Genomic DNA, 19,408 nt, shown 5'->3' on the forward strand with positions numbered 1-19,408 from the left:
ATCTGAACAATGGCACGCCCGTTTTTCCGCCGCCGCAAGAGCTGCCCCTTCGCCGCCAAGGATGCGCCGAAGATCGATTACAAGGACGTCCGTCTGCTGCAGGGCTTCGTGTCCGAGCGCGGCAAGATCGTCCCCAGCCGCATCACTGCGGTGTCCGCCAAGAAGCAGCGTGAGCTGGCCCAGGCCATCAAGCGCGCCCGTCACCTGGGCCTGCTGCCCTACATCGTGAAGTGAGGGAGTAAGACTCATGGAAATCATTCTCCTCGAACGGATCGAGAAGCTGGGCGCCATCGGTGACGTCGTCACCGTGAAGGACGGTTACGCTCGTAACTTCCTGCTGCCCAACAAGAAGGCGCTGCGCTCCAACAACGCCAACAAGAAGGTCTTCGAAGCCAACCGCGCGAAGATCGAAGCCGACAACGCCGCCCGCCGTGGCGACGCTGAAAAGGCTGCCGAGGGCGTCAACGGCAAGCAGATCGTCCTGATCCGCCAGTCGTCGAACGCCGGCCACCTCTACGGCTCGGTCGCAGTTCGCGACGTCGTGGAAGCGCTGCAGGCTGACGGTGTCACCAACGTCACCAAGGCGATGGTCGTGCTGGAACGCCCGATCAAGACGCTCGGCGTGTTCGACGTCAAGGTTGCGCTGCACCCCGAAGTCGCCGTCACCATTCAGGTGAACGTCGCTCGCTCGCCGGAAGAAGCTGATCTGCAGGCGCAGGGCGTCGACGTGATGGCCGACCTGTTCGAAAAGGACGAGGCTGGCTTCACCGAAGATTATGATCCGAACGCGGAACCCGGCGAAATCGCCGTGGAAGCGGAAGAAGCTCCGGCTGAAGAAGCCTGAGTTTCCACAACGGACCAAAAAAGAAAGCCGCCCCTAACCGGGCGGCTTTTTTGTTGGTTGGTTAGCGGATTGCTGAATGTTGCGATCCTGCTGGAACTGGGTCATTATTTACATAGGAAAGCCGCTAGGAAGCCAGATTGTCGAAGCGGTTTCCTGTCCAAAAGACAGAGCCCTTCGCCAAGCCTAAGCGAACGGACGGGTCGGAGTAAAATTCGGCCCAGGCGCCCACCCGATAGCGCTTCAATAATCGATGCGGATCTGCACCTGCGAGACATCGACGCCTGCGTGTTTCGCGACTTCCCGCTTCGCTGAGTCGATGACATCATGAAGCTGCTGACCCAGACGGGCATTCCCCGCCCCTGCAGGACCGTGGGACGGCGCGACCGCCTCACCCACAAGCAACTGCTGCTCGGTCAGGCCGAATGCCTGGGCGAGGGCGATCAGGCTCCTGCGCCGGGGCATGGTCTTGCCCACTTCCCACGCCCAGAGCGAGGGCTTGCTGAAACCCGTCAACCTGGAAAGCGCTTCCCGGCTGAGGCCGCGTTCGCGGCGCAACCGGCGCAGACGCGCAGGAAACATTTCAGGGCTTTGCGCATCGGCGGCATGGTCGATCGGCCTGCCATTGCTGCGCACCGTGCTGCGAAGCCGGGTCGCGCTGACAGCGGCTTGGGGGAGCGCCTCATCGAAACGGCATCCAAATAACGGTTCATCCTGCCACACGACGCGGGCGGAGACGGAACCCGCTTCGGGCAGGGACAAAAGCACGCCTTGGCCAAGCTGCAGTTTTGAGCTGGTTTCAATCAGCATCCCCGCCGTGGAGATATCGTGAACCACGACGTCGGCCGATCCCTCGCCCAGTGCTTCGGCCACCTCAAGGCGAATGGGCCAACGAATATCGGCGCGCTTGTCGCCGGACTCGGGGGATTGCTCCATGATCGGATCGATAGCCATGCTATGATACTCGCATTTAACGGGTTTACAGTAAGTTAATGCCTGAAGCGGGTTGGACCGATCCGAGCCATTCTTCCCCGCCCCATTCTGTTCAGCCGTCATCCCGTACCCGGATGAAAATAACAGCCCCCTTTCCTCTTTACCCTATCCTGCTCTATGGCGAAGGCCATATTTCCGAAGGGGACCGACAACTTGATCCTAGACCTTGCCGCCGCGGCTTCGGGCGCCATTCGTTTCGATCAACTGGGGCTAAGCCCGGTCGCGCTCGACCTCGGCTTCTTCACGCTCAAATGGTACAGCCTCGCCTATCTGGCGGGCATATTGATCGGCTACTGGTATCTGCTGAAACTCATCGCCCAGCCGGGTTCTCCCATGGCGCGGCGGCATGCCGATGACATGATCTTCTATGCTACGCTCGGCATCATTATCGGCGGGCGGCTGGCCTATGTTTTCTTCTACCAGCCCGAAATCCTGGGCAATCCGCTCGACATCTTCAAACTGTGGAACGGGGGCATGTCCTTTCATGGCGGGGCGGCTGGCGTATCGCTCGGCATCCTCTACATGGCGCGGAAGGAAAAGCTGTCATGGCTGCGCATCCATGATTTTGTCGCATGCTGCGTCCCCTTCGGGCTGTTTTTCGGCCGCCTCGCCAACTTCGTGAATGGCGAGCTGTGGGGCAAGGAAACGGATGTGCCGTGGGCGATCATCTTCCCGACCGGTGGCCCCTTCGCCCGCCATCCGAGCCAACTTTACGAAGCCTTTTTCGAAGGTATCATACTGTTCCTCATCCTCGCCTTCGCCTTCTGGAAGACGCGCGCCCGCTACAAGCCGGGAATGCTGGTGGGGATTTTCCTGCTGGGCTACGGCATATTCCGTTTCGGCGTGGAATATTTCCGCGAAGCTGACGCGCAGTTGATGGAATTTGCCGCGCGAACCGGCCTTCACATGGGCCAGTGGTTGTGCGTTCCGATGATCCTCGGCGGCCTATACCTGATAGCAACCGCAAAGGGCCGCCGCGTTCGCGTGGAGCCGATCGCGGGGAGCGCGAGTGTCAGCTGAACCGCTGACCCTCGCCCAGCGTCTGGCTCGGCAGATTGACGCCGGGGGGCCAATCTCGGTCGCACACTATATGGCCGAGGCGAACCAGCATTATTATGGCACGCGCGATCCTCTGGGAGCGGCAGGCGATTTCACCACCGCGCCGGAGATCAGCCAGATGTTCGGCGAACTGGTCGGCCTGTGCCTGGCAGACCTGTGGATGCGATCGGGCAGCCGCCCGAATGCACTTTATGTTGAGCTTGGTCCGGGGCGCGGCACCCTCGCGTCCGATGCGCTGCGCGCCATGGGCAGCGCGGGGTTAACGCCCCAACCCCATTTCGTGGAAACCAGCCAGACCCTGCGCGAGCGGCAACGCGCGCTCGTCCCGAACGTCTTTCATCATGACAGCGTCGCCGCCTTGCCGGACAATGCGCCGCTGCTGGTCGTCGCGAACGAGTTTTTCGACGCCCTGCCCGTCCGCCAGATCATCCGTTTGGGTGACGAATGGCGCGAGCGGGTGGTGATCTGCCCTGATGAGGCCGACTCGAACCGCTTCGAGGCCGGGCCGGGCTATCGGCGGGTCGAATCGGGCATTCCCACCATCGCGGCAGACGCTCCTGAAGGAGCGATTATTGAAATACCGCTGGCTGGGACCGCCATCGCACTGGAACTGGCGCAGCGGATCGCACGGCAAGGCGGCGCCGCGATCATCATCGACTATGGCTATGAAGGTCCAGCGATCGGCGACACGTTGCAGGCCGTGCGCAAACACCAGTTTGCGGACCCTTTCCTGGAACCGGGCGAAAGCGATCTTACCACCCATGTCGATTTCACCATGATCGGCAATATGGCGCGGCAGGCGGGCCTGCGAGTGCTGGGGCCGGTGAACCAGGGTGAGTTGCTGCGAAAGCTAGGCATTGATGCGCGGGCGGATCAGCTCGCGCGCACATCTCCCGCGCGGGCGGCGGAGGTGGAAGCTGCGCGGCTGCGGCTGACTGCCGAGGACGCCATGGGGACGCTGTTCAAGGCGATGGCCTGGGTGCATCCGGATTGGGCGGAACCGGCGGGATTTGAGAGGTAAGATCAGTCTCTCGCCGTCGCTCGAAACCAACGGAGGCGGGAAAACTACGCTTCCTCAATCTTCCTGATGATAACGGCTCAACCGGCGAATGAAGCCGATAAGGCCGGTCTGGCGGCTGCGCTTCATGCGCTCTGCATGAAGGATTGTCTGAACCCGCCTGAAGCAATCCTCCGCATCGACATTGCAGAGAACATAATCATAGCCATCCCAATGCGCGATTTCATTGGCGGCGCGGGACATGCGACCTTCGATCACTTCCTCGCTGTCGGTCGCACGGCCGCGCAGGCGGCGTTCCAGCTCTTCCATGGAGGGAGGCAGGATGAACACGCGCACGACATCGCCCCCGGCGATCTGGTGCAGCTGCTGAGCGCCCTGCCAGTCGATGTCGAAAAGAACGTCGCGGCCGCTCTTCAACATGGCCTCGACAGGCGCGCGCGGCGTGCCGTAGCGCTGGCCAAAGACGTGCGCCCATTCGAGAAATTCATGCTCCGCCGTCATCCGGCGAAATTCCTCCAGATCGACGAAATGATAGTCCTTGCCGTCCACTTCGCCCGGACGCATCGGCCGCGTGGTGGCGGAAACGGACATGGCAAGGTCCGACTCAGCAGCCAGGAGCTTGCGCGCGATGGTGGATTTGCCCGCGCCAGAAGGCGAGGAAAGAACGAAGAGCACGCCACGCCGCTTGAAATCGGGCGCCTCTATAGGGATGCTGTCGGCCATGGCCGCTAGTGACGCCGTGGAACGCGTTTGGCAAGAGGCCGTGAAGGGGGACGATTGTTGAGACGCAAGGCACTACGCAACCGCCGGGGCTTCGTTGCCGCCGGGATCATCGTACTGCTGACCTGCACGCTGCTGTTCCTGATGGCGCGACCGCCCATCTGCACTTGCGGCCATGTCGAGCTTTGGCATGGGGCGCTGGACAGCGGCAACAGCCAGCATATCGCGGATTGGTACAGCCTCAGCCATGTGATCCACGGCTTCGTCTTTTACGCAGGGGCGTGGGCGTTGACGCGGCGGCAACCGGTTGGCCCACGCTTTGCGCTGGCGGTGCTGGTCGAATCCGTCTGGGAGATATTGGAGAACTCGCCGATCATCATTGACCGCTACCGCGCGGCGACGATCGCTTTGGGCTATAGTGGCGACAGCATCCTGAATTCGATGAGCGATATCGGCATGATGGCGTTCGGCTTCCTCTTCGCGGCCCGTGCGCCGGTCGCGGTGACGATATGCGCTGGCATCGCACTGGAAATCATCGCGCTAGTGGCGATCCGCGACAATCTGACGCTTAACGTGCTGATGCTTGCCTGGCCGATTGAAGCCGTAAAAAGCTGGCAGTCAGCCCTTTAGGCCTTTTTCGTGCGGGCTTCGGTGATCGGCACCGGTTCGTTGCTAAGATCAGGCAGCGCTTTCACCGCACGTTTGCGATCGACTTCGCGCTTGGTCTCATAGGCTTTGCCCGCCAGATAAGCGCCGGTGACGAACAGCGCGCCCATCGGATAGCGCATGATCAACCGCTTGGCGCCCATGCCCGCGACGAGTCCGACCACGCCCTTCTTTCCGGTCGCCGCAGCAACGCGGGCCGCGACGACGGCCGCGCCCAGCCGTGCCGTCTTTCGCAGCAGCCCTGCCTTGCGCGGCGGGCGGACGGTGACAAGCGGCTGTTTGGACGTGATCTTCTTCATATGGCGATCAATGTATCGCAGGACGGGCGGTTCCGCCAGTTCACACCATATTTTCCGGCCGGACCAGCCGATCAAAACTTTCCTCATCGATCAGGCCAAGGGCGAGGCCCGCCTCTTTGAGCGTGAGCCCTTCTGCATGCGCATGTTTCGCGATCTTCGCGGCATTGTCATAGCCGATCTCGGGCGCGAGGGCCGTCACCAGCATCAGCGACCTGTCGACCAGCTCGGCAATGCGCTTCTCGTTCGCCTCCAGCCCCTCGACGCAGCGTTCGGCAAAGCTGTCCATGCCGACGCTCAGCAGATGGATGGAACGCAGAACGGCAGCGCCGATCATCGGTTTGAAGACATTTAATTCCAGATGTCCCTGAAGGCCGCCGACCGTGACGGCCTGATGGTTGCCGATCACCTGTGCGGCCACCATGGTTAGCATTTCGCACTGGGTCGGATTGACCTTGCCCGGCATGATCGAACTACCCGGTTCATTGGCGGGAAGGTCCAGTTCGCCGAGCCCGGAACGCGGCCCGCTGCCAAGCAGGCGGATGTCGTTCGCGATTTTGGTGAGCGCGACGGCCAGCGTGGCGAGGGTCGACGAGAGATGCACCAGCGGGTCGTTGGAGGCGAGCGCTTCGAACTTGTTGTCGGCCGTGCGGAACGGCAGGCCGGTGATCGCCGCGATCTCCTTGGCCATGGCGACGTCGAAGCCCTCGGGGGCGTTGAGCCCAGTGCCCACCGCCGTTCCACCCTGAGCCAGCGCCATCATCCCGTGCATCACGGCAGGCTCGATCCGATTGCGACAGCGATACAGCTGATGCGCATAGCCCGAAAATTCCTGCCCCAGCGTCAGCGGCGTCGCGTCCTGAAGATGGGTGCGGCCGATCTTCACGATGCCACCCCATGCCTCCGCTTTATCGTCCAGAGCCTTATGGAGCCGGTCGAGCGCGGGAAAGAGCTGCTCCGTCGCGGCGCGGGCGGCGGCGATGTGAAGCGCGGTCGGAAAGCTGTCGTTGGACGACTGCCCCATATTCACATGATCATTGGGGTGAACCGGGGATTTGCCACCCCGCTTGCCAGTCAGCGCTTCGTTGGCGATGCCCGCGATCACCTCATTCACATTCATGTTGGATTGGGTCCCGCTGCCGGTCTGCCAGATGACGAGGGGGAATTGGTCGTCATGATCGCCCGCGATCACTCGGGCGGAGGCCGCCTCTATCGCCTCGGCCAGTTCCGGCGCCAATCCTTCCGCGCGATTGACCCGCGCCGCAGCCTGTTTGACGATGGCGAGCGCGTGGACGATCCCGATGGGCATGCGCTCCATCGCTCCGAAGGGGAAATTTTCGATGCTGCGTTGGGTCTGCGCGCCCCAATAGGCGCTTGCGGGCACTTCTATGGCGCCGATGCTGTCGGTTTCGGTGCGGCTTTCCATGCAAAGGCTCCCGGAACGTAAAGTCAGGTAGCCAATCTGGGAGGTAAGGCGGCTATCCGCCAGCCCTTATTTCTTCTTGCCGAAATCCACAGTCACGACGTTGGAGCCGTCTTCGGTCGTGACCAGCGGCGCGTCATTCTCCGCTTCCTCATGCGGCTCGGGCAGTCCGTCCGACTGCACCTGGAATTGGAGCGCGAAATTCACTGCGGGGTCCACGAAGGCTGTGATGGCGGCAAAGGGTATTACAAGATGCGACGCAACCTGATTGAATGTCAGGCTGACCTCGAACCCGTCGCTGCTGACTTTCAGATCCCAGAATTTATTCTGAAGGACGATCGTCATCTCGTCCGGGAACCGTTCCACCAATTGCTTGGGGATCGCGACTCCGGGAGCCTGCGTCTTGAAGGTGATGTAGAAATGATGCGAACCCGGCAGACCGCCAGAATGCTCGACTTCGCCAAGCACGCGGCCGACCACGGCACGCAGCGCCTCCTGCACGATTTCGTCGTAGGGAATCAGGCTGTCAGGCAAGTCGTCGCTCATCCCCCATTGTCCTAACGGCGCGGCGCGGCTGGTCAAGTGCGCCCCGCACATGCAACGCCACATTGCATGCCACCCCCACTTCGGTATAGGGCGCAGCCATGCGCACGGCCGAAATTCACCGCAACACTGCGGAAACGCAGATCGACGTGACCGTCAATCTCGACGGAACGGGCATCTATACCGTCTCCACCGGCATCGGCTTTCTCGATCACATGATCGAGCAGCTGTCGCGGCATTCGCTGATCGACATGACGGTCAGCACGGTCGGCGACCTGCATGTCGACCAGCATCACACGACCGAGGATACGGCAATCGCCATCGGCGAGGCTGTTGCCAAGGCCCTGGGCGACAAGCGCGGCATCACCCGCTACGGCAGCGTCTATTCGCCGATGGACGAGACGCTTTCGCGCGTGTCGCTCGACATTTCTGGCCGTCCCTGGCTGGTGTTCAACGCGCCCTTCACCGTGCAGCGCCTGGGCGAATGGGACACCGAGATGATCGAACACTGGTTCCACAGCTTCGCGCAGGCTGCCGGGATCACGCTGCACGTCGAAAATCTCTATGGCAGCAACAATCACCACATCGTCGAAAGCTGCTTCAAGGGGCTCGCCCGCGCGCTGCGGCAGGCGGTTGAGATTGACCCGCGCAAGGCGGACGCCATCCCGTCCACCAAGGGGATGTTGTGACTGCGCTAGCCCTCATCGACTACGGCGCAGGCAACCTCCATTCGGTCCATAATGCCCTGCGCAAGGCGGGGGCGGAGGATGCCGTCATCACCGCCGACCCTGAGGTAGTGGCGAAGGCTGACCGCATCGTCCTGCCGGGCGTAGGTGCCTTCCGCGCGTGCATGGATGCGCTGTCCGCCATTCCCGGCATGATCGGCGCGATGAACGAGGCAGTGGGCCAACGCGGCACGCCCTTCCTTGGCGTGTGCGTCGGCATGCAACTGCTCGCTGATGCAGGCGAAGAGTTCGGACGGCATGAAGGATTGGGCTGGATTCCCGGCACGGTTCGGCGGATCGAGCCGACCGACCCCGCGATCAAGGTGCCGCACATGGGCTGGAACAAGGTCGTGCTGAACGGCGCGCCGCCCCTGCTGGAGCCGGGCGAAGCCTATTTCCTGCACAGCTACCATTTCGAAGCGGCCGACCCCGCCCATGTCGCGGCCATCACCGATCATGGCGGCCCGCTGGTCGCTGCCGTCGCCCGCGACACGATCATCGGTTGCCAATTCCATCCGGAAAAGAGCCAGACCTATGGCCTTTCCTTCCTCTCCCGTTTCCTGAAGTGGCGTCCGTGACCCCACTTCGCCGCCCGTTCGGATATTGATATGAACCTGATCGTCTTTCCCGCAATCGACCTCAAAGGCGGACAGGTCGTCCGTCTGGCCGAGGGCGACATGAACCGCGCCACCGTCTATGGCGACGACCCCGCCGCGCAGGCGCTGATCTTCGCGGAGGCAGGGGCCGAGCATCTGCATGTCGTGGACCTCGATGGCAGCTTTGCGGGCCATGCGGTCAATGCCGAAGCAGTGGAGCGCATCGTCGAAGCCTTCCCCGGCCATGTCCAGCTAGGCGGCGGCATCCGCAATCGCGAGGCTGTGGAGCGCTGGTTCGACCTTGGCGTATCACGCATCGTTATCGGCACGGCCGCATTAAAGGACCCAGCTTTCGTGAAAGCGGCAGCGCGCGACTTTCCGGGTGGGATCGTGGTTGCCGTCGATGCACGTGACGGCTTCGTCGCGACCGATGGCTGGGCCGAAAAGTCCGACATGCCCGTCGCGGACCTCGCCCGCCGGTTCGAGGATGCGGGCGTCGCCAGCCTCCTCTTCACGGACGTAGGCCGGGACGGCTTGCTCAAGGGCTGCAATATCGACGCGACCGTCGAGTTGGCGCGCGGCACGGATATTCCGGTCATCGCCAGCGGCGGCGTGGCGGGGATCGCGGACATTCGCGTGCTCAGCCTGCATGCCGACGAAGGCATCGAAGGCGTCATCACCGGGCGCGCGCTTTATGATGGGCGGCTGGACCTGAAGGCGGCGCTGGCGATCGCGAAGGCTGCGGCGTGACGAACCGGTTCCTCCCCGGCGTTCGCTCCGAGCGCAGTCGAGAAGCTCTAACTCAGCAGTTCTCGACTACGCTCGAACCGAACGGATGTTGGGAATTCGAAGCATGACCGTCTGCACCCGCGTCATCCCTTGCCTCGACGTCGCCAATGGCCGCGTGGTGAAGGGCGTGAACTTTGTCGACCTGCGCGACGCTGGCGATCCAGTCGAGCAGGCGCGGGTCTATGACGCGGCTGGCGCGGACGAGCTGTGCTTCCTCGACATCACCGCCACCCATGAGGCGCGCGGCACCATATTGGACGTGGTGCGCCGCACCGCTGAAGTCTGCTTCATGCCCGTCACCGTCGGCGGCGGCGTGCGCAGCCCGGAAGATGCGCGAGCCCTGCTGCTCGCGGGCGCCGACAAGGTGGCCGTCAACAGCGCCGCAGTGGCGCGCCCCGAAGTCGTGGCCGACATCGCCGACCGCTTCGGCAGCCAGTGCATCGTCGGATCGGTCGACGCCCGGCGCGTCGGCAACAACCGCTGGGAAATCTTCACCCATGGCGGTCGCAAGCCGACCGGCATCGACGCGGTCGAACATGCGGTAAGGCTGGCGCAACTCGGTGCGGGCGAACTGCTCGTCACTTCCATGGACGGGGACGGCACGAAACAAGGCTATGACCTCGCCCTCACCCGCACCATCGCCGACGCGGTTTCCGTTCCCGTTATCGCCAGCGGCGGTGTCGGCACGCTCCAGCATCTGGTCGAAGGCGTGATCGAAGGTCATGCCAGCGCAGTGCTCGCCGCCTCCATCTTCCACTTTGGCCAGCACACGGTAGCCGAAGCGCATCAGGCGCTTGCCGCTGCGGGCGTACCCGTCCGTTCGCGATGAACAACTTTTCATTGACGCATTTGGCGGTGAAGGCTTGATGGACGGCATGCGCTCGACACTCTTCGATCTTGAAAAGACCATCCGGCAACGGCGGACGGCTGACCCGTCCCAATCCTATGTGGCCAAGCTGACCGCACGAGGCCGGGGCAAGATCGCTCAGAAGGTCGGCGAAGAAGCCGTGGAGACGGTGATCGCCGCCATGGCATCCGATCGCGAAGGCGTGATCGGCGAAAGCGCGGATTTGCTGTTCCACCTGATGGTTCTCCTGGCAGACCTCGACATTCCGCTGGACGCTGTGCTCGATGAACTGGACCGCCGGGAAGGCGTATCCGGGATCGCGGAGAAGGCTGCGCGCCCGCGAGATTGATACACAGCCGGAAAGAAATCCGCCCATCGGCGTTTCCTGATCTGCCTCAAGGCAAACAGGGAGAACGACGGCATGGTAAGAACGATCGCGGGCGGCATATTGGGCGGCTTCGCTCTTTTCGTGATCCGCTTCCTCTTCTGGCAGACGCCGCTAAGCGCTCTTGCCTTTCACCGCACGGGTGAAGCCCCCGGCGCGAACCTTCAGGCGGCACTGGCGCAGTCTCTGACGCAGACCGGAACCGGCGTCTATATCGTCCCCGATCCGGCGACTGCGCAGGGCACCATCCTGTATGGCAAGGGGCCAATTGCGACGATCTTCTACAACAATAGCGGCTTTCCGGTGACGGATAGTGCCGCGCTGATCGGCGGGCTCATCCTCGCCCTGATCACCGGGGTACTCATCGCCCTGGCGCTGAGATTCGCGGCGGTGGACTTCGGCAACCGGGCGCGCATTGCCCTGCTTTCCGCGCTCGCGGCCGTGCTTTGGCTGGACATAGGCCAAGCCGTCTTCAACCACGCGCATTGGGGATATAGTCTCTACCTCGCATTCAGCGACTTCATCGCGCTGGCTGCCGCAGGACTTATCGCGGCTCGACTGATCGTGACGGCTCCTGCCGCATCGGTTAACGCTACGACGATGCACTAAGCCTCGTACCCGCCTCCTCCGCCAGCCGGATCATGCAGGCGGCGTGACGCTCTGCCACCACCATCCTGTCCTCGCCATAACCCCCACCCATGGTACTGGCGAGCGGGACGCCCCGGCGACGCGCTTCCCGCATGACGGTGCGGTCCCGCTCTTCCAACCCCGCATCGCTCAGCGCCAATCGCCCCAGCCTGTCGTCAGCATGCGGATCGACACCGGCCTGGTACAGGATCAGGTCAGGGCCAAAACTATCCAGCGTCTGGGGCAGCACTTCCATCAACGCCGCGAGATAATCCGCGTCGCCCACGCCATCGGGAAGCGCCACGTCCAGCGACGACCGCATCTTGCGCACGGGGAAATTCTTCTCCGCATGGACGGACAGCGTGAAAACATCGTCCCGCCCCTCCATCAGCTGTGCGGTGCCATCACCCTGATGCACGTCGAGATCGACAATCAACACCCGCCGCACATCCCCTTCCCCGATCAGGCGATTCGCCGCGATGGCCAGGTCATTGAACACGCAATAGCCCGCGCCGCTCTCGTAAAGCGCATGATGGCTGCCCCCGGCCGCGTTGGCGGCATAGCCATGAACGATCGCCAGCTTTGCCGCCGCCCAGGTTCCGCCGGGAGACAGCATCGACCGCAGCATCACCCGATCATTCACCGCAAAACCGATCCGCCGTTCCTTTTCGGGCGGCACATTCAGACTGGCAACCTCCTCCACATAGGCCTCGTCATGGACGGCTTCTATCCAGTGGCGGGGCATGATCGCGGGTTCATGGACGGTAAAGGCGGCGCCACTTACCCTAAGTGCTTCCATAACCAGCCCATATTTATCAAAACGAAAGCGGCTGCCGCCTGTGGCAGGGGAAACATAGGCAGGATGGTGAACGACATGGAGCATCATCTTTTTTCCGCGATCATAAGTTTGAACGATGAGGGCTTTGCGCTATCTGGTCCAGCATGAACCGTCCCAATTTGATCCGTCTCAGCCTCAGCTCCCTCATGGGCCTTGCCGCGACACCTGTGCTCGCGCAGCCGCCTGCAGTTGTGCCGACGCTGCCCGCGCCCGCTCCGCCGGTCATCGCGCCGCCCGCCGTGGTGACGCCGCCGCCGGTGCCGATTCCGGCTCCATCGGCCGCGCAGCAGGCTTGGCTCAACAATTGGTTGAAGGGCGGCGCTGAACAGGGCCTGATGGCGCGCAACAAGGCGACCGGCGTCCTGAGTGGGGACGGGTTGGTCACCGCCGTTCTCGACAGGGCCAAGGCGCTCAGCACCGGCAGGGTCGATACCGCCGACTTCCTGGACATCTGGGCCTTGCGCCCTGCGGCCGTCGATCCGCGCCCCGGCCTTGCCCGCGCCATTGCCGAAGACCGCCTGCCGCAATGGGCGGCCAGCCTGACGCCGCCCTATTCGGGCTATGAGGGGCTGCGCCGGGGCCTTGCCAATTATGAGCAAATCCGAGACGCCGGGGGCTGGCCGGTCCTCGGCGCGAAATCCGCGCCCGATGCGGTGCGCAAACGCCTCGCCATCGAGGACAAGAGCGTTCAGCCCGACGAAAAGCTGTCCGACGCGCTTCAGCGGGCGCAGCGCCGCTATGGGTTGAATCCCACCGGCCTGCTGGACGCCCGCACGCTCAAGGAACTCAATGTTCCGGTGGAGGAGCGCATCGCCGCCATCATGGCGAATATGGAACGCTGGCGCTGGATGCCGCGCCAGTTGCCGGTCAACCGCGTGCAGGTGAACATCGCCGCCGCCGTTCTCACCCTGTTCGAAGGCGATCAGCCCGTCACCTCTATGCGGGCGGTCACCGGATCGCCGGACAATGCGACGCCGATGCTGACATCCAGCATCCATTCGATCGTCGTCAATCCGCCATGGAACGTGCCTTCCTCCATCGCGAAGAAGGAATTGTGGCCCAAGGGCCGCGCCGCCCTGCTGCGCCAGGGCTACAAGATCGTCGGCACGCCTGAGACCGGGGAGCGGATCGTTCAGCCAGCGGGTCCCGGCAGCGCGCTCGGGCGGTTGAAGTTCGACTTCAACAATCCCTTCGCCGTCTATCTGCACGACACGCCTGCGCGCGCGAAATTCTCAAGCTATGACCGGCTCGCCAGCCATGGCTGCATCCGGCTTGAAAAGCCCGTTCCGCTCGCGGAATTGATGCTGCAAAGCGACCCCAACCTTGCTGGGAAGGTGCAGTCTCTGATCGACACCGGCAAGACGCAGCGCGTGCAATTGCCCAAGGAAGTGGCGGTGTATCTGCTCTACTGGACCGCCTTCGCCAGCAGCAACGGCACCATGAACTTCCGGTCTGACCCCTATGGCTGGGACAAGCTGCTCGCCCAGAAGATCGAGGCATCCAGCCGCCGGCTAGATCCCACCGCCGCCCCGGCGCCCACCATCGCATCGAAGGACTAAGACCCCATGCGCAAGATTGCCCTCACCGTCCTCGCTGGCGCCCTCGCCCTCTCCGCCTGCGGGAAAAAGGAAGAGCAAACGCCCGCGACTAACAATATGGTCGAACCTCCGGTTGAAAATGTAATCATCGAGGAACCGGAAGCTCCGCTGCCGCCAGCCAACAACGCTGTGCAAGCCCCGGAACCCGCGCCGCCGCCAAGCATTACCGAGAAACAGCAGATCCAGGACGATGCGGAAGCCACCGGCATGACCGCACGGCTGGACCAGTCGGCCGAGGGAAGCAACTCGTCCAATTGAGCCGAAGGCTGGCTGCCTTCGGACGAATGGCGGCCGCCCATTTGCACCCTGCCCTTTAAGCGGGCGCAGAGCTTTGCTATATTGCGATTTATGGATCGTCGCAGTTTTACGAAGGCCGCTTTAAGCGGACTCGCCTTTTCATTCCTAGCAGACAGCGCCGGACGCGCGGCCGTGACGGCCATGCCACAGCCTGCCGCACCAGTGCCGCCGCCTGTTACCCCGCATCCGGTTACGCCTTTGGCGCAGCAGCCCTATGCTCGGCTGCTGGACCGGGCAAAGGCGGCGCTGGACGAACATGCCCATATGTTCGAGCTGCGCGACCGGATCGCGCTGGCCGATTTCAACGCCCCTTCGCGTGAGTTGCGCTTCCACATCGTCGATCTCGTCGGCGGTCATTCCAGCTCCTATCTGGTGGCTCATGGCCGGGGGTCCGATCCGGGACATTCCGGTTGGCTGCAAACATTCTCCAACGAACCCAATTCGCTGGCGAGTTCGGCGGGCGCGTACAAGACCGGACAAATTTACGAAGGACAGCACGGCCGCGCCATGCGGCTGGCAGGGCTCGATTCGCAGAACAACAATGCCGAGATGCGCGCCATCGTGATCCACGGCGCCGACTATGTGAGCGAAGATCATATCGCGTCATGGGGCAAAATCGGCCGCAGCGAAGGCTGCTTCGCCGTCGCCCAGCACATGTTGCCGCAACTGCTCGGGCTGCTTGGCCCGGGCCGCATGGTTTATGCGAACAAGCTCACGGCAATGGGCGCTTGAAGAGGGGCGCACGCACCGCTGGCAAGAATCTTAGACCCCCGCTCTAGTTAATCAGCTTTTCCTCACCCCGTTCGCCCTGAGCCTGTCGAAGGGCTCTATTTCTTTTAAGAAAGTGGAGGGCTTCGACAAGCTCAGCCCGAACGGGATTAAAAGGTGGTGCCGGTTAAATCCAACTCTGATCTATCGCGCAACCAACTCGCAAAAGCGTCGGGCCACGGCGAACTCATCCCGCCGTCTGGCTGATCGGGCCGCGGCTTCTGCGTCCTCGCCCCACTGTTCGACTTCCCAAGCCTCATCTATTTGTGACGCGGTCCAGATCGCATCGGCATCATGTCCGCCCTCGACGATCGCCAGGCCGCAGACCAGCGAACCCGACAGGGTCACGAGCGTGGACAATCCCGCTAGCGTGAAAGGATCATAGACTTTCACCGCCGCATCCAGCCGCTCCAAAGTCTCTGGCGGCTGATCGACCGGAATGATGCCTTGGGTCACGCGAAACGTGACGTCATAACGCCGCCGCGCCCAGTCCAGCAGCGGGTCCCACGCCGCCGCCTCCCGCGACACCAGTTCCGCAGGCCCTTCGGCGCGATAGCAGAGCAGGTCGCTGGTTCCATAATTGGCGATGCCCGAAGCGAAGCTCTCGCGATTGGGCGCAATCTGGTCGATGGCCCCGTTGGCAAGGCCCGTGAAGGGCATAGAGCGCGGATCGACCATATCACCCTGGCCGCGCCATTCCTCGGCCACAGCCTCCGCCAATCCCGTGGTCGGCAACGCCAGCGCCGCGCGCGCGGGCGTTCGCACCGGACGCCCGTCCAGCTGGATCTCATGCCCAGCCTCGCCGGAAATCACCGCGACATCCTTGTAGAAGCGCCTCATTGTGGCGGCTTCCGGAACAGGGCCAACAGCAGACGCGGCACGATGATGAACTGAAACAGGCCGACCAGCACGAATATCATGCCCATCGCCTTGGCCTTGCTGCCCTGCACCCAGCTAAAACGCTCCATCAGGATGAGGAAGCCGAACATCACGAGCAGGGCACCCGAAAGGCGGAACATGCCAAGCGCGAAGTGACGCTGGCGCGCGACCTTTTCAGGATCGACGGGAGGGGGAGGAGGAAAATCGGTCATGCTGCGCGGATATGGTTCCTGAGTTCATCGCTGTCCATCGCCACGGCATGCGCGCCAGCGGCAATGAGATCGGCGGGCAGATGATAGCCCCAGCCGACCCCCAACGCCCTCGTTCCCGCGCTCAGCGCCATGTCGATGTCATAGCTGGTGTCGCCGATCATCACCGTCGTTTCCGGACTCGCGCCCGCTTCCGCCATGGCGGTCAGCAGCATGGACGGATGCGGCTTGGACGGATGCCGGTCGGCAGTCTGAAGCGTCACGAAATGCGCGTCGATGCCATGATGCGCCAAGCAGAGAGTCAGCCCACGATCCGACTTGCCCGTCGCCACGCCCAGCAGCCATCCGTCGGCATCCATTTCCCGGATCAACTCGGCTATCCCCGGATATAGCGGCTCCGACACTGCATTATCGCGGCGCATCTGCTGGAAAGCGCGCTTGTAGCTTTCCGACAGATGGTCATGGAAATCCGCTTCCGCTTCCGGCAGCAGTCGCGCGATCGCCAACGGCAGCGAGAGGCCGACCACGGACAGGATCGTATTCCGGTCAGGCGCTGTCAGCTTCTCGCCCTCAAACGCCAGCGTCATGGCGGCGCAAATGCTGTGCTGGCTATCGACCAGAGTGCCGTCGCAATCGAAAACGGCGAGGCGGTTGCTCATTTCTTGCGGGGGCTCGCGCTACCACCCGATCCGCGCGACCGCCGTTCCCCACGACGCTCCTTGCGCACTTGCTTGGCATGGGCGCGCGCCGCCTTCTTCTCATCCTCGCGGGTCGGCGCGCGGGCGATTTCCTCGTCCAGCGGCAGGTCGCCCGCGTTGATGTCAAAGCCCAGCGATATCAGGCTCGCCGCGAAATGCTCGGGCAGGTCGGCGCGCACATCGACCCGGCCACCATCGGGATGATCGACACGGATGCGGCGGGCATGCAAATGCATCTTCCGACTGATCGAGCCGGATAGGAACGCTTCCTTGCCGCCATATTTGCCGTCGCCGACAATCGGATGCCCGATGGCCGCCATATGCACGCGCAACTGGTGCGTGCGGCCCGTATGCGGTTGCAGTTCGACCCAGGCGGCCCGGTTCCCCGCGCGTTCGATCACGCGGTAGCGCGAGCGGGCGGGCAAGCCCTCTTCCTCATCGACATGCATTTTCTCGCCGCCCGTACCGGGCTGCTTGGCGATCGGCAGTTCGATCATGCCGTCATTGATCGAGGGCACGCCCATGACGATCGCCCAATAGACCTTGCGAGCGGTGCGGCTGGAAAAAGCCTTAGCGAAATAGGCTGCCGACCGCGCCGTGCGGGCGACCAGCAACGCGCCGGACGTGTCCTTGTCCAGCCGATGGACCAGCTTGGGCCGCTGATCCAGCTCATATTCCAAAGCGTCGAGCAGGCCATCGACATGCTCATCGGTCTTGGTGCCGCCCTGCGTCGCCAGGCCCGGCGGCTTGTTGATGACGATCGCCTGCGCGTCGCGATGGATCACCATATTCTGTGCGAAACTGATCTGGTCTTCGCTCAATTCCGGCCGAACGCGGCGCGGCTTGGCGGTCTCGGCGGCTTTGGGCTCGGCGGGAGGAACGCGGATCAGCTGGCCCTCGGCCACCCGATCGCCCGGCGCGGCGCGCGCGCCATCGACCCGCAACTGACCCGTACGAGACCAGCGCGACACGCTGTTGAAGCCGATGTCCGGCAAATGCCGCTGGAACCAGCGATCCAGCCGGATGCCATCATCATCCGCGCCCACGCGGAACTGACGCACGTCCAGCGAAACGCCTTTACCCGCAGCAGCAGCCTTGGGCGCAGCAACCTTAGGCGTTGTGGCCTTGGCCAGAGCAGGCTTGGCGGCAGTTTTCGCCGGTGACTTGTGCGCATCAGGCTTGCGCGCGCGCGCCGCCTTTGCGCCACCACGGGCGCGGCCGGGTGCGCCAGCGCCGGGCTTGCCCCCACGCGAAGGGCCGGAAGGCTTGCCGGGAGGACGCCCCTTCATGCGACGCTCCGCATCATGCCAAGGCCAAGGACGAGCGCACCGACCGCCGCGATGACTGACAGGGCGGCATAGCTCATCGCCATGCCCATCTGCCCGCGCTCAATCATCAGCACGGTCTCCAGACTGAAGGAAGAAAAGGTTGTGAACCCGCCAAGCAGCCCGACCGCCAGCAACAGGCGCAGGGCCTCACCCGACGCGCTGCCGAACCGTGCCAGCCATCCGGCAAGCAGACCCATGGCAAAACCGCCCAGCACATTGGCGGCAAAGGTGCCCCAGGGCCATTGCACACCCGGCAGCATATGACCGGCAAAACGGCCCAGCTGGTAGCGCGCCAGCGCGCCAACCGCGCCGCCGCCCATGACAAGGAGGATATTGTTCATCCCGCCCGCCCTAGAGGCAAATCGCAGTAAAGAAAATGGCGGCGCGCGCCTTTCTGCGCGCTTACCGTCCCTTGTCGGCGATTATATCGACATTCGTCCGCCCGCCCGACGCATCGGTGAAGACCAGCAGGAAGGCGGCGCCATCGTCCTTGCGCGTGCCGCCAAGCACATGATCGCCGCCCATAACCGTGTGTTCGGCGTCAAATCCGGAACGCCGCGCCTGCGTATAATAATAATCCATGACGTTCTGGCGGGGCACCGGCGTCACAAAAGTGGCCGCGCGCAGCGTGCAACCATTTTTGTCCGCGCCCGCCGCCTCCGTCAGTTTAGCGCCCGGATACACGCCGAAGGGATCAGGCAGTCGGCTGGCCCACTGCATGCCATAGGCCAGCTGCTTTCGGCAGAAGACATTGCCGCCGGGCTTGTCCTGACCTTGAGCGGCGGAGGCCAGCGCAGCCGCCGGTTCCTTCCCCTCACCTGCCGTTGGAGCAGGAGTTGCGAGCAGCTTGCCACCGGCGAGCTTCACCGATTCGGCCAGTGCCTTAGCCGCATCGCCCCTCAGCTTCGGCAAACCCGCGATGGCAGGGCGTCCGGATTGACCCGTCAATTTGGGATCGACCGTGATCTTCCCTCCCAATGCTTCCTGCAAGGCAGGGTCCACCGCATTGTTGGTCAGCTGGGCGTCGAGGGCGTTGAGATCAGCCTCCTTGTCCCCCTTCCCGCAACTCGCCAACGGCAGCGCGAGCAGCACGGCAAGGGCATAGACAGAACGGAAAGGCGGCATGGCTTAACTCCTTTGTAAACAAGAGGTGAATGTCAGGAGTTAATTTTTCGTTAGTGATTTTGGTAAATCGCTAAATTTTCCCATGCCATTAAGATGCGAATGGCATCTGCGCCCATCTTGTCTCCGGGCGGAACAAGGCC

General features: G+C 63.1%; 26 protein-coding genes. 14 read left to right on the top strand and 12 right to left on the bottom strand.

Annotated features, from left to right (window positions below; translation table 11 throughout):
* The first annotated feature begins 9 nt into the window (after positions 1–9).
* The gene (rpsR, locus tag ACYU81_RS01315; RefSeq protein ID WP_004212076.1) at positions 10–234 is read left to right on the top strand and encodes a 30S ribosomal protein S18; all 225 of its coding nucleotides are present in this window, start codon (positions 10–12) and stop codon (positions 232–234) included.
* Positions 235–247: 13 nt separating this feature from the next.
* Positions 248–844, top strand: a complete 597-nt coding sequence (gene rplI / locus ACYU81_RS01320) for a 50S ribosomal protein L9 (protein ID WP_449473163.1) — start codon at positions 248–250, stop codon at positions 842–844.
* A 240-nt stretch (positions 845–1,084) separates the two neighbouring features.
* On the opposite strand, the gene ACYU81_RS01325 is transcribed toward rplI, so the two are convergent.
* Positions 1,085–1,795 carry a helix-turn-helix domain-containing protein gene (locus tag ACYU81_RS01325; protein WP_460986013.1) on the bottom strand — a complete coding sequence of 237 codons (711 nt, stop codon included), beginning with the start codon at positions 1,793–1,795 and terminating at the stop codon, positions 1,085–1,087.
* Positions 1,796–1,951: 156 nt separating this feature from the next.
* On the opposite strand from ACYU81_RS01325, the gene lgt reads away from it, so the two are divergent.
* Complete coding sequence (lgt, locus tag ACYU81_RS01330) at positions 1,952–2,854, top strand: prolipoprotein diacylglyceryl transferase (RefSeq protein WP_449473166.1); 903 nt, start codon at positions 1,952–1,954, stop codon at positions 2,852–2,854.
* Positions 2,844–3,914, top strand: a complete 1,071-nt coding sequence (locus ACYU81_RS01335) for a class I SAM-dependent methyltransferase (RefSeq protein ID WP_460986014.1) — start codon at positions 2,844–2,846, stop codon at positions 3,912–3,914. Before lgt ends, ACYU81_RS01335 begins: the two co-directional genes overlap by 11 nt.
* A 54-nt stretch (positions 3,915–3,968) precedes the next feature.
* Here ACYU81_RS01335 and gmk read toward each other — a convergent pair whose 3' ends face one another.
* Complete coding sequence (gene gmk / locus ACYU81_RS01340) at positions 3,969–4,634, bottom strand: guanylate kinase (protein ID WP_196225878.1); 666 nt, start codon at positions 4,632–4,634, stop codon at positions 3,969–3,971.
* 54 nt (positions 4,635–4,688) lie between these two features.
* Between gmk and ACYU81_RS01345 the strand changes: the two genes are divergently transcribed.
* A complete protein-coding gene (locus tag ACYU81_RS01345) occupies positions 4,689–5,261 on the top strand; it encodes a DUF2585 domain-containing protein (RefSeq protein ID WP_460986015.1) in 573 nt (190 codons plus the stop codon).
* On the opposite strand, the gene ACYU81_RS01350 is transcribed toward ACYU81_RS01345, so the two are convergent.
* From ACYU81_RS01350 to ACYU81_RS01360, 3 genes are all read right to left on the bottom strand, one after another.
* Positions 5,258–5,596 carry a hypothetical protein gene (locus tag ACYU81_RS01350; protein WP_460986016.1) on the bottom strand — a complete coding sequence of 113 codons (339 nt, stop codon included), beginning with the start codon at positions 5,594–5,596 and terminating at the stop codon, positions 5,258–5,260. The two genes, ACYU81_RS01345 and ACYU81_RS01350, sit on opposite strands and share 4 nt — an antisense overlap.
* Positions 5,597–5,636: 40 nt before the next feature.
* Entirely contained in the window at positions 5,637–7,019 is a 1,383-nt protein-coding gene (gene fumC / locus ACYU81_RS01355) for a class II fumarate hydratase (protein WP_460986017.1), read from the bottom strand.
* A gap of 66 nt (positions 7,020–7,085) precedes the next feature.
* Positions 7,086–7,562 carry an SspB family protein gene (locus tag ACYU81_RS01360; RefSeq protein ID WP_449473174.1) on the bottom strand — a complete coding sequence of 159 codons (477 nt, stop codon included), beginning with the start codon at positions 7,560–7,562 and terminating at the stop codon, positions 7,086–7,088.
* A 98-nt stretch (positions 7,563–7,660) separates the two neighbouring features.
* Here ACYU81_RS01360 and hisB point away from each other — a divergent pair, with 98 nt between their 5' ends.
* From hisB to ACYU81_RS01390, 6 genes are all read left to right on the top strand, one after another.
* The gene (gene hisB / locus ACYU81_RS01365) at positions 7,661–8,248 is read left to right on the top strand and encodes an imidazoleglycerol-phosphate dehydratase HisB (protein ID WP_196225873.1); all 588 of its coding nucleotides are present in this window, start codon (positions 7,661–7,663) and stop codon (positions 8,246–8,248) included.
* Positions 8,245–8,862 (top strand): imidazole glycerol phosphate synthase subunit HisH, encoded by a 618-nt coding sequence (gene hisH, locus ACYU81_RS01370; protein ID WP_449473176.1) that lies wholly within the window; start codon positions 8,245–8,247, stop codon positions 8,860–8,862. The genes hisB and hisH overlap by 4 nt, the downstream gene beginning before the upstream one ends.
* A gap of 30 nt (positions 8,863–8,892) precedes the next feature.
* The gene (gene hisA / locus ACYU81_RS01375) at positions 8,893–9,630 is read left to right on the top strand and encodes a 1-(5-phosphoribosyl)-5-[(5-phosphoribosylamino)methylideneamino]imidazole-4-carboxamide isomerase (RefSeq protein WP_460986018.1); all 738 of its coding nucleotides are present in this window, start codon (positions 8,893–8,895) and stop codon (positions 9,628–9,630) included.
* A 103-nt stretch (positions 9,631–9,733) separates the two neighbouring features.
* Positions 9,734–10,498, top strand: coding sequence for an imidazole glycerol phosphate synthase subunit HisF (gene hisF, locus ACYU81_RS01380; RefSeq protein ID WP_196225870.1), 765 nt, complete (start codon positions 9,734–9,736; stop codon positions 10,496–10,498).
* Positions 10,499–10,544: 46 nt separating this feature from the next.
* Positions 10,545–10,865 (top strand): phosphoribosyl-ATP diphosphatase, encoded by a 321-nt coding sequence (locus ACYU81_RS01385; protein ID WP_460986019.1) that lies wholly within the window; start codon positions 10,545–10,547, stop codon positions 10,863–10,865.
* A 72-nt stretch (positions 10,866–10,937) separates the two neighbouring features.
* The gene (locus ACYU81_RS01390) at positions 10,938–11,510 is read left to right on the top strand and encodes a hypothetical protein (protein ID WP_460986020.1); all 573 of its coding nucleotides are present in this window, start codon (positions 10,938–10,940) and stop codon (positions 11,508–11,510) included.
* On the opposite strand, the gene ACYU81_RS01395 is transcribed toward ACYU81_RS01390, so the two are convergent.
* Entirely contained in the window at positions 11,494–12,411 is a 918-nt protein-coding gene (locus tag ACYU81_RS01395; RefSeq protein WP_460988088.1) for a histone deacetylase family protein, read from the bottom strand. The two genes, ACYU81_RS01390 and ACYU81_RS01395, sit on opposite strands and share 17 nt — an antisense overlap.
* Before the next feature lie 59 nt (positions 12,412–12,470).
* Here ACYU81_RS01395 and ACYU81_RS01400 point away from each other — a divergent pair, with 59 nt between their 5' ends.
* From ACYU81_RS01400 to ACYU81_RS01410, 3 genes are all read left to right on the top strand, one after another.
* Complete coding sequence (locus tag ACYU81_RS01400) at positions 12,471–13,925, top strand: L,D-transpeptidase family protein (RefSeq protein WP_460986021.1); 1,455 nt, start codon at positions 12,471–12,473, stop codon at positions 13,923–13,925.
* Between the two features lie 6 nt (positions 13,926–13,931).
* Positions 13,932–14,222 carry a hypothetical protein gene (locus ACYU81_RS01405; protein WP_460986022.1) on the top strand — a complete coding sequence of 97 codons (291 nt, stop codon included), beginning with the start codon at positions 13,932–13,934 and terminating at the stop codon, positions 14,220–14,222.
* Between the two features lie 90 nt (positions 14,223–14,312).
* Positions 14,313–14,993, top strand: coding sequence for a murein L,D-transpeptidase catalytic domain-containing protein (locus tag ACYU81_RS01410; protein ID WP_449473190.1), 681 nt, complete (start codon positions 14,313–14,315; stop codon positions 14,991–14,993).
* 180 nt (positions 14,994–15,173) lie between these two features.
* On the opposite strand, the gene ACYU81_RS01415 is transcribed toward ACYU81_RS01410, so the two are convergent.
* The 6 genes from ACYU81_RS01415 to ACYU81_RS01440 all read right to left on the bottom strand — a co-directional run bounded on the left by ACYU81_RS01415 (position 15,174) and on the right by ACYU81_RS01440 (position 19,268).
* Entirely contained in the window at positions 15,174–15,869 is a 696-nt protein-coding gene (locus ACYU81_RS01415; protein WP_460986023.1) for an ATP12 family chaperone protein, read from the bottom strand.
* A complete protein-coding gene (locus ACYU81_RS01420) occupies positions 15,866–16,120 on the bottom strand; it encodes a hypothetical protein (RefSeq protein WP_449473194.1) in 255 nt (84 codons plus the stop codon). The genes ACYU81_RS01415 and ACYU81_RS01420 overlap by 4 nt, the downstream gene beginning before the upstream one ends.
* The gene (locus tag ACYU81_RS01425) at positions 16,117–16,776 is read right to left on the bottom strand and encodes an HAD-IA family hydrolase (protein ID WP_460986024.1); all 660 of its coding nucleotides are present in this window, start codon (positions 16,774–16,776) and stop codon (positions 16,117–16,119) included. The genes ACYU81_RS01420 and ACYU81_RS01425 overlap by 4 nt, the downstream gene beginning before the upstream one ends.
* Positions 16,773–18,104: an RluA family pseudouridine synthase gene (locus ACYU81_RS01430; RefSeq protein ID WP_460986025.1), complete on the bottom strand. Its 1,332-nt coding sequence runs from the start codon at positions 18,102–18,104 to the stop codon at positions 16,773–16,775. Before ACYU81_RS01430 ends, ACYU81_RS01425 begins: the two co-directional genes overlap by 4 nt.
* Positions 18,101–18,484 (bottom strand): fluoride efflux transporter CrcB, encoded by a 384-nt coding sequence (gene crcB / locus ACYU81_RS01435; protein ID WP_460986026.1) that lies wholly within the window; start codon positions 18,482–18,484, stop codon positions 18,101–18,103. Before crcB ends, ACYU81_RS01430 begins: the two co-directional genes overlap by 4 nt.
* Positions 18,485–18,545: 61 nt before the next feature.
* A complete protein-coding gene (locus ACYU81_RS01440; RefSeq protein ID WP_460986027.1) occupies positions 18,546–19,268 on the bottom strand; it encodes a hypothetical protein in 723 nt (240 codons plus the stop codon).
* Positions 19,269–19,408: the final 140 nt, after the last annotated feature.

The sequence above is a fragment of the Sphingobium sp. TomTYG75 genome, from assembly GCF_054771635.1.

Excerpts from the sequence above, each read along its gene's own strand:
- rpsR (WP_004212076.1), top strand. The coding sequence starts at position 10 with ATGGCACGCCCGTTTTTCCGCCGCCGCAAGAGCTGCCCCTTCGCCGCC.
- rplI (WP_449473163.1), top strand. The coding sequence starts at position 248 with ATGGAAATCATTCTCCTCGAACGGATCGAGAAGCTGGGCGCCATCGGT.
- ACYU81_RS01325 (WP_460986013.1), bottom strand. The coding sequence starts at position 1,795 with ATGGCTATCGATCCGATCATGGAGCAATCCCCCGAGTCCGGCGACAAG.
- lgt (WP_449473166.1), top strand. The coding sequence starts at position 1,952 with ATGGCGAAGGCCATATTTCCGAAGGGGACCGACAACTTGATCCTAGAC.
- gmk (WP_196225878.1), bottom strand. The coding sequence starts at position 4,634 with ATGGCCGACAGCATCCCTATAGAGGCGCCCGATTTCAAGCGGCGTGGC.
- ACYU81_RS01350 (WP_460986016.1), bottom strand. The coding sequence starts at position 5,596 with ATGAAGAAGATCACGTCCAAACAGCCGCTTGTCACCGTCCGCCCGCCG.
- fumC (WP_460986017.1), bottom strand. The coding sequence starts at position 7,019 with ATGGAAAGCCGCACCGAAACCGACAGCATCGGCGCCATAGAAGTGCCC.
- ACYU81_RS01360 (WP_449473174.1), bottom strand. The coding sequence starts at position 7,562 with ATGAGCGACGACTTGCCTGACAGCCTGATTCCCTACGACGAAATCGTG.
- hisB (WP_196225873.1), top strand. The coding sequence starts at position 7,661 with ATGCGCACGGCCGAAATTCACCGCAACACTGCGGAAACGCAGATCGAC.
- hisA (WP_460986018.1), top strand. The coding sequence starts at position 8,893 with ATGAACCTGATCGTCTTTCCCGCAATCGACCTCAAAGGCGGACAGGTC.
- hisF (WP_196225870.1), top strand. The coding sequence starts at position 9,734 with ATGACCGTCTGCACCCGCGTCATCCCTTGCCTCGACGTCGCCAATGGC.
- ACYU81_RS01385 (WP_460986019.1), top strand. The coding sequence starts at position 10,545 with ATGCGCTCGACACTCTTCGATCTTGAAAAGACCATCCGGCAACGGCGG.
- ACYU81_RS01390 (WP_460986020.1), top strand. The coding sequence starts at position 10,938 with ATGGTAAGAACGATCGCGGGCGGCATATTGGGCGGCTTCGCTCTTTTC.
- ACYU81_RS01395 (WP_460988088.1), bottom strand. The coding sequence starts at position 12,411 with ATGCTCCATGTCGTTCACCATCCTGCCTATGTTTCCCCTGCCACAGGC.
- ACYU81_RS01400 (WP_460986021.1), top strand. The coding sequence starts at position 12,471 with ATGAACCGTCCCAATTTGATCCGTCTCAGCCTCAGCTCCCTCATGGGC.
- ACYU81_RS01405 (WP_460986022.1), top strand. The coding sequence starts at position 13,932 with ATGCGCAAGATTGCCCTCACCGTCCTCGCTGGCGCCCTCGCCCTCTCC.
- ACYU81_RS01410 (WP_449473190.1), top strand. The coding sequence starts at position 14,313 with ATGGATCGTCGCAGTTTTACGAAGGCCGCTTTAAGCGGACTCGCCTTT.
- ACYU81_RS01415 (WP_460986023.1), bottom strand. The coding sequence starts at position 15,869 with ATGAGGCGCTTCTACAAGGATGTCGCGGTGATTTCCGGCGAGGCTGGG.
- ACYU81_RS01420 (WP_449473194.1), bottom strand. The coding sequence starts at position 16,120 with ATGACCGATTTTCCTCCTCCCCCTCCCGTCGATCCTGAAAAGGTCGCG.
- ACYU81_RS01425 (WP_460986024.1), bottom strand. The coding sequence starts at position 16,776 with ATGAGCAACCGCCTCGCCGTTTTCGATTGCGACGGCACTCTGGTCGAT.
- ACYU81_RS01430 (WP_460986025.1), bottom strand. The coding sequence starts at position 18,104 with ATGAAGGGGCGTCCTCCCGGCAAGCCTTCCGGCCCTTCGCGTGGGGGC.
- crcB (WP_460986026.1), bottom strand. The coding sequence starts at position 18,484 with ATGAACAATATCCTCCTTGTCATGGGCGGCGGCGCGGTTGGCGCGCTG.
- ACYU81_RS01440 (WP_460986027.1), bottom strand. The coding sequence starts at position 19,268 with ATGCCGCCTTTCCGTTCTGTCTATGCCCTTGCCGTGCTGCTCGCGCTG.